This window comes from Vibrio sp. 10N.261.52.A1 (assembly GCF_002876325.1).
GTDB classification, from domain to species: domain Bacteria; phylum Pseudomonadota; class Gammaproteobacteria; order Enterobacterales; family Vibrionaceae; genus Vibrio; species Vibrio chagasii.
Window position 1 is genome coordinate 1 of record NZ_MCYD01000651.1, and the last position, 5,246, is coordinate 5,246.

Genomic DNA, 5,246 nt, shown 5'->3' on the forward strand with positions numbered 1-5,246 from the left:
CATATCAATAATCAAATACTCGACCTGCCTATACACTATGTAAATAAGTTGTAAATTTTATAGGTTTGGGCGATGCCAACAAATACTCGAATTCTCGTGGTGGATGATGATCAAGAAATCCGCGAGTTGCTGGAAGAGTACCTTACAAAATCGGGTTTCGACGTCTCTTCGGTTGGAGATGGGGTTGAACTAGAAACTCACCTAAAGAGCCAAGGTTACCCTGACCTGATACTTCTTGACGTGATGCTTCCCGGTGATGATGGTTTTACCCTGTGTCAGCGCGTCCGTAGAAACTCCAATGTGCCCATCATTATGCTGACTGCAGTGTCGGATGAAACCGATCAGATCATTGGCTTGGAAATTGGTGCCGATGACTATATCGCTAAGCCGTTTAGTCCCCGCCAATTAATGGCACGAATTAAAGCCTTGTTGCGACGTGTTCAAGTGACGGAGGACAAGCCTAGTGATGCATTGCCTAAACAGATCATCTTTGGTGATTGGACGCTTGATACACTCGCTCATAGAATTTCACACAACGAAAGCGCTGAAGAGATGGATTTGTCGGGCAGTGATTTTTCACTGTTAATGCTGTTCCTAACTCGTCCAAACGAAGTACTAGACCGAGATACCATCTCTTTTGCGACCAGAGGGCGTGAAGCACTGCCTTTTGAGCGTGGCATTGATGTTCAGTTAAGCCGTTTGAGAAGCAGGTTAGGAGATAGCGCTAAATACCCGCACTACATCAAAACCATGCGTGGTAACGGCTATATCTTGGCTGTACCTGTGCATTATGAGCACTGAGTAAGAAGTCCGTATGAAGTGGTTGAGAAGTTTAAAGCCAAACTCGTTAGTTGCTAGAACCTTGCTTTTGACCTTGCTAGCCGTCGTCATCGCTCAGGGTATTGCAACCTCGATTTGGTATGGCGAATCCAAACAAAAAGAACTAGAGGGTATTCGCTCCGCTTCATCGAGCATGGCGAACATGTTTGCTTCAACAGTGACTTTCTTCCAGTCTCTGCCCGTCAAATATCGCCATATCGTGTTAGACCAAATTCGAAACATGGGTGGGACACGCTTCTTCGTCTCTTTCAATAAAGAGGCTATGATTGTTGAACCGATCCCCGATACCCGCTTAAAAACCGCATCGATTGAAGCGATAGAGAGTGTCTTGAGTAGCAAGCTCAACAAGGTGGAGTCGGTACGCGTTGATTTCTCTCGCCCAGAACATCTTCGTTTGCTTAAAAATGACATCTACTTGAGCGATCTCCCGCGATCGTGGGCGCATCATACCTTAACCTTAGAGCCTCTCAATCCGCCGATTCTGGTTGTTCAGATTGAGTTAGCCAGCCATGAATGGGTTTACATTGCAGCACTGTTGCCTGCACCCTATGTAAAACTCGATGACACCATTCTCGGTCGTGAGCAGGTGATCTTCTTACTCTCTTCAACGTTGATTCTGCTTGTGTTGACCTACTTAATGATTCGCCGCCAAGTGCGCCCGCTTAAAAAGCTCGCTAGGGCCGCTAATGAGATGAGTATGGATATTCAGCAGCCGCCACTTAACGAGGAGGGGGCGACTGAGCTAGTCACCGCGACTCGAGCATTTAATCGCATGCAGCAGCGCATTCGTCGCTATGTGGCCGATAGAGAACACCTTTTCTCTGCTATTTCTCATGATTTAAAAACACCGATCACTCGGCTTAGGCTAAGAGCTGAATTGTTGGAAAGCGAAGTTAAGAAAGATAAGTTCAACAAGGATTTAGATGAGCTAGAGATGATGGTCAAAGGTGCTCTGCAAGCAGTAAGAGACACAGACCTTCATGAAAACAACGCCATTATCGATCTTAATGACATGGTTTCTTCGGTTATAGAATCACATAACCAGCATCAAACTTTAGTGGAGTTTGAACCCATCGTGGTTGAGCCTTTAGTCGCCAAACCATTAGCGATCAAACGTGTGCTGACCAACCTTATCGACAATGCTGTGAAATACGGCACATCCGCTAAAGTTGATATCAGTAGCGATTCTGTATGGGTGATCGTGACGATTCAGGACCGCGGCAAAGGAATCCCAGAAGATAAACTTGAGTTGGTGTTTGAACCTTACTTTAGGCTTGCGACCGACGACCAAGGACACGGTTTAGGGCTCGGAATCTGTCGAAATATCCTACACGGACACGGCGGAGATCTCATTATTCGTAACTCCCCTCAAGGCAGCTTAGAAGCCAAAGTCTATATCCCACGCGGCCTAGAAGTTTAATGTAACAATTGTGTTACATTGAACTTACCTTTTGTTTCAATCTTATAAATCAGAATAAGTAGACTCTTTATTGAACCGGGCGACGAGCCCGCTAAACATGGAAGATTATAATGAAAATCAATAAAACCCTACTTACTCTATCTCTTCTTGCTACCTCAACATTTTCTCAAGCTGGTGAAGTGGAAGTGCTTCACTGGTGGACTGCTGGTGGTGAAGCTAAATCCGCTGCAGTACTTAAAGAGATGATTGAAGAACAAGGTCATACTTGGAAAGATTTCGCTGTTGCTGGTGGCGGCGGTGAAAGTGCGATGACCGTTTTAAAAACACGAGCAGTATCTGGTAATCCACCATCTGCCGCGCAGATCAAAGGTCATGATATTCAGGAGTGGGGTGGTTTAGGTTTTCTAACGTCTCTCGATGCAACCGCGAAACAAGAAAAGTGGGATGACTTACTACCCGCTGTTGTTACCAAAGTGATGAAATGGGACGGCGAGTACGTAGCGGTTCCTGTGAACGTTCACCGTGTTAACTGGCTTTGGGCAAACCCAGAAGTGCTCGAAAAGTCGGGTGTGACGGTTCCAACCACATTAGATGAGTTCTTTGCTGCTGCAGATAAGATCAAAGCAGCAGGTTTCATCCCTCTGGCGCACGGTGGTCAACCTTGGCAAGACGCGACAGTCTTCGAAGCCGTGGCACTTGATGTACTTGGTAGTGAAGACTACAACAAAGCGTTCGTTGATCTAGATATGGACGTGTTATCTGGCGATAAAATGGTCGAAGTGTTCACCAAGTTCAAAAAGATGCGTGACTACATCGACAGCAACTCTCCAGGTCGTGACTGGAACGTAGCAACCTCAATGGTTATCAATGGTGAAGCGGCAATGCAAATCATGGGTGACTGGGCGAAGGGCGAGTTTACAGCGGCAGGTAAAGTGCCAGGTAAAGACTACATCTGTGCACCAGCTCCGGGCACTGACGGCCAATTTACCTTCAATATCGATAGCTTTGCCTTCTTCGAGCTAGGCGATAAAGAGAATCAAAAAGCGCAACAAGATCTTGCGAAAACTATTCTTACTAAAGACTTCCAAGAGGTCTTCAACCTAAACAAAGGCTCGATTCCAGTACGTCTTGATATGGACATGTCTAAGTTCGACCAATGTGCGTTGGATTCAATGGCAACCTTTAAAGCGAGTGCGGAATCTGGCGACCTTGTACCGAGTATGGCTCACGGCCTAGCAACGACAAGCTATGCTCAAGGCGCTATCTATGACGTTGTGACCAACTTCTTCAATGAGAAAGATGCTGATCCTAAAGAGGCAGCAGCTAAGTTAGCGAAAGCAGTAAAAGCCGCTATCTAATCTCATTTGGTCTAGTAGCAAACCCCCAGGGTGGGTAGGTTCGTAGGGAGCCTATCCGCTCTTCACCTCAATTCTGATATGCGTGATGCTGATGTGGTGCCGAGAGGTAAGCCATTGGCTCAATTGTGCAACAAGGAAAAGTTATGGAGCATGTTTTGACTGAGTCGACTCCAAAACCGACAAGGAGCCAGCCTGCACCAAAGCCCAGTTTTGCTGACAGGTTACAACATTGGTTACCTAAGATTGTGTTGGCACCGACCGCGTTGGTGACCGTGGTATGTATCTACGGCTACATATTCTGGACGGCAGCGCTGTCGTTTACTAATTCTCGATTTCTACCGAGCTTCAATTTTGTTGGCTTTACTCAATATGAAAAGCTGATGGAGAACGATCGCTGGATCACCTCAATCACCAACATCGGTGTGTTCGGGATCCTATTCATGGTGATTGCTATCGTCTTGGGTATCGGTTTGGCGATTTTGCTTGACCAGAACATTCGTCAAGAAGGCGCGATTCGTACCATCTACCTTTACCCAATGGCGCTGTCATTCATCGTGACGGGTACCGCTTGGAAGTGGATTCTGAATCCAGGCCTAGGTATTGAAAAGCTGATGCAAGATTGGGGCTTTACCGACTTTAAATTTGATTGGCTGGTCGACTCTGAAATGGCGGTCTACACCCTGGTGATTGCCGCGCTTTGGCAGTCGTCAGGCTTTGTGATGGCAATGTTCTTAGCTGGCCTGCGTGGTATCGATTCTTCGATCATTAAAGCGGCTCAAATTGATGGGGCAAGCTTACCCACTATCTATCTCAAAATCATTTTACCTTGCTTGCGCCCTGTCGTTTTCAGTGCGGTGATCATTACTTCTCACATTGCGATTAAGAGCTTCGACCTTGTAACAGCTATGACGGCGGGTGGCCCGGGTTACTCATCGGATCTTCCTGCGCTATTCATGTATGCACACTCGTTTACACGCGGACAAATTGGCCTAGGTGCTGCCAGTGCGATGATGATGCTAGCCGGTATTCTAGCGATTCTGGTGCCTTATCTTTACTCAGAGCTTAGGGAGAAAAAGTCATGATGAACAACATCAACTTTGCTCGAATGTTTATCTATTCGGCGCTGCTTTTCTTCTGCTTGGTTTATCTGATGCCGTTGTTCGTAATGGTACTGACCTCATTTAAAACCTTGCCGGATATTAAGGCAGGTAACTTGATGAGTTTACCCAAAGAGTGGGTGTTCGATGCTTGGTATAAAGCGTGGGACAGCGCGTGTACTGGCGTGAAGTGTGAAGGGGTGAAAGGCTATTTCTGGAACTCGTTCCAAATAGTGATTCCTGCGGTCGCTATCTCAACACTACTAGGCGCATTCAATGGCTATGTTGTCACTAAGTGGCAGTTCCGTGGTTCAAACCTGTTCTTTAGTTTGCTGCTATTCGGTTGTTTCATTCCATTCCAAGTGGTGTTGTTACCTATGGCTACAGTGCTGGGCAAGATGGGTTTAGCAAACACAACAATTGGACTGGTACTTGTGCATGTTATCTACGGCATGGCGTTTACGACGCTGTTCTTCCGTAACTTCTACATCTCGATTCCAGATGAGTTGATCAAAGCAGCGAAACTGGATG

Annotated in this window: 5 protein-coding genes; all 5 read left to right on the plus strand. The window is 46.5% G+C overall.

The features are described 5' to 3' along the window. Positions 1-72: 72 nt before the first annotated feature. Positions 73-801, plus strand: a complete 729-nt coding sequence (locus BCT81_RS12160; RefSeq protein WP_102424563.1) for a response regulator transcription factor — start codon at positions 73-75, stop codon at positions 799-801. A gap of 13 nt (positions 802-814) precedes the next feature. Beyond that, positions 815-2,260, plus strand: coding sequence for an ATP-binding protein (locus BCT81_RS12165; RefSeq protein ID WP_102424565.1), 1,446 nt, complete (start codon positions 815-817; stop codon positions 2,258-2,260). 110 nt (positions 2,261-2,370) lie between these two features. Then, positions 2,371-3,618, plus strand: a complete 1,248-nt coding sequence (locus BCT81_RS12170) for an ABC transporter substrate-binding protein (RefSeq protein WP_102424567.1) — start codon at positions 2,371-2,373, stop codon at positions 3,616-3,618. Between the two features lie 143 nt (positions 3,619-3,761). Beyond that, the gene (locus BCT81_RS12175) at positions 3,762-4,700 is read left to right on the plus strand and encodes a sugar ABC transporter permease (protein ID WP_102424569.1); all 939 of its coding nucleotides are present in this window, start codon (positions 3,762-3,764) and stop codon (positions 4,698-4,700) included. Beyond that, a partial coding sequence (locus BCT81_RS12180) for a carbohydrate ABC transporter permease (RefSeq protein ID WP_133152612.1) occupies positions 4,697-5,246 on the plus strand: 550 nt, incomplete at its 3' end. The genes BCT81_RS12175 and BCT81_RS12180, both read left to right, overlap by 4 nt.

What these genes read in the sequence shown, in the direction of transcription:
- BCT81_RS12160 (WP_102424563.1), top strand. Translation starts at nt 73, where the DNA reads ATGCCAACAAATACTCGAATTCTCGTGGTGGATGATGATCAAGAAATC.
- BCT81_RS12165 (WP_102424565.1), top strand. Translation starts at nt 815, where the DNA reads ATGAAGTGGTTGAGAAGTTTAAAGCCAAACTCGTTAGTTGCTAGAACC.
- BCT81_RS12170 (WP_102424567.1), top strand. Translation starts at nt 2,371, where the DNA reads ATGAAAATCAATAAAACCCTACTTACTCTATCTCTTCTTGCTACCTCA.
- BCT81_RS12175 (WP_102424569.1), top strand. Translation starts at nt 3,762, where the DNA reads ATGGAGCATGTTTTGACTGAGTCGACTCCAAAACCGACAAGGAGCCAG.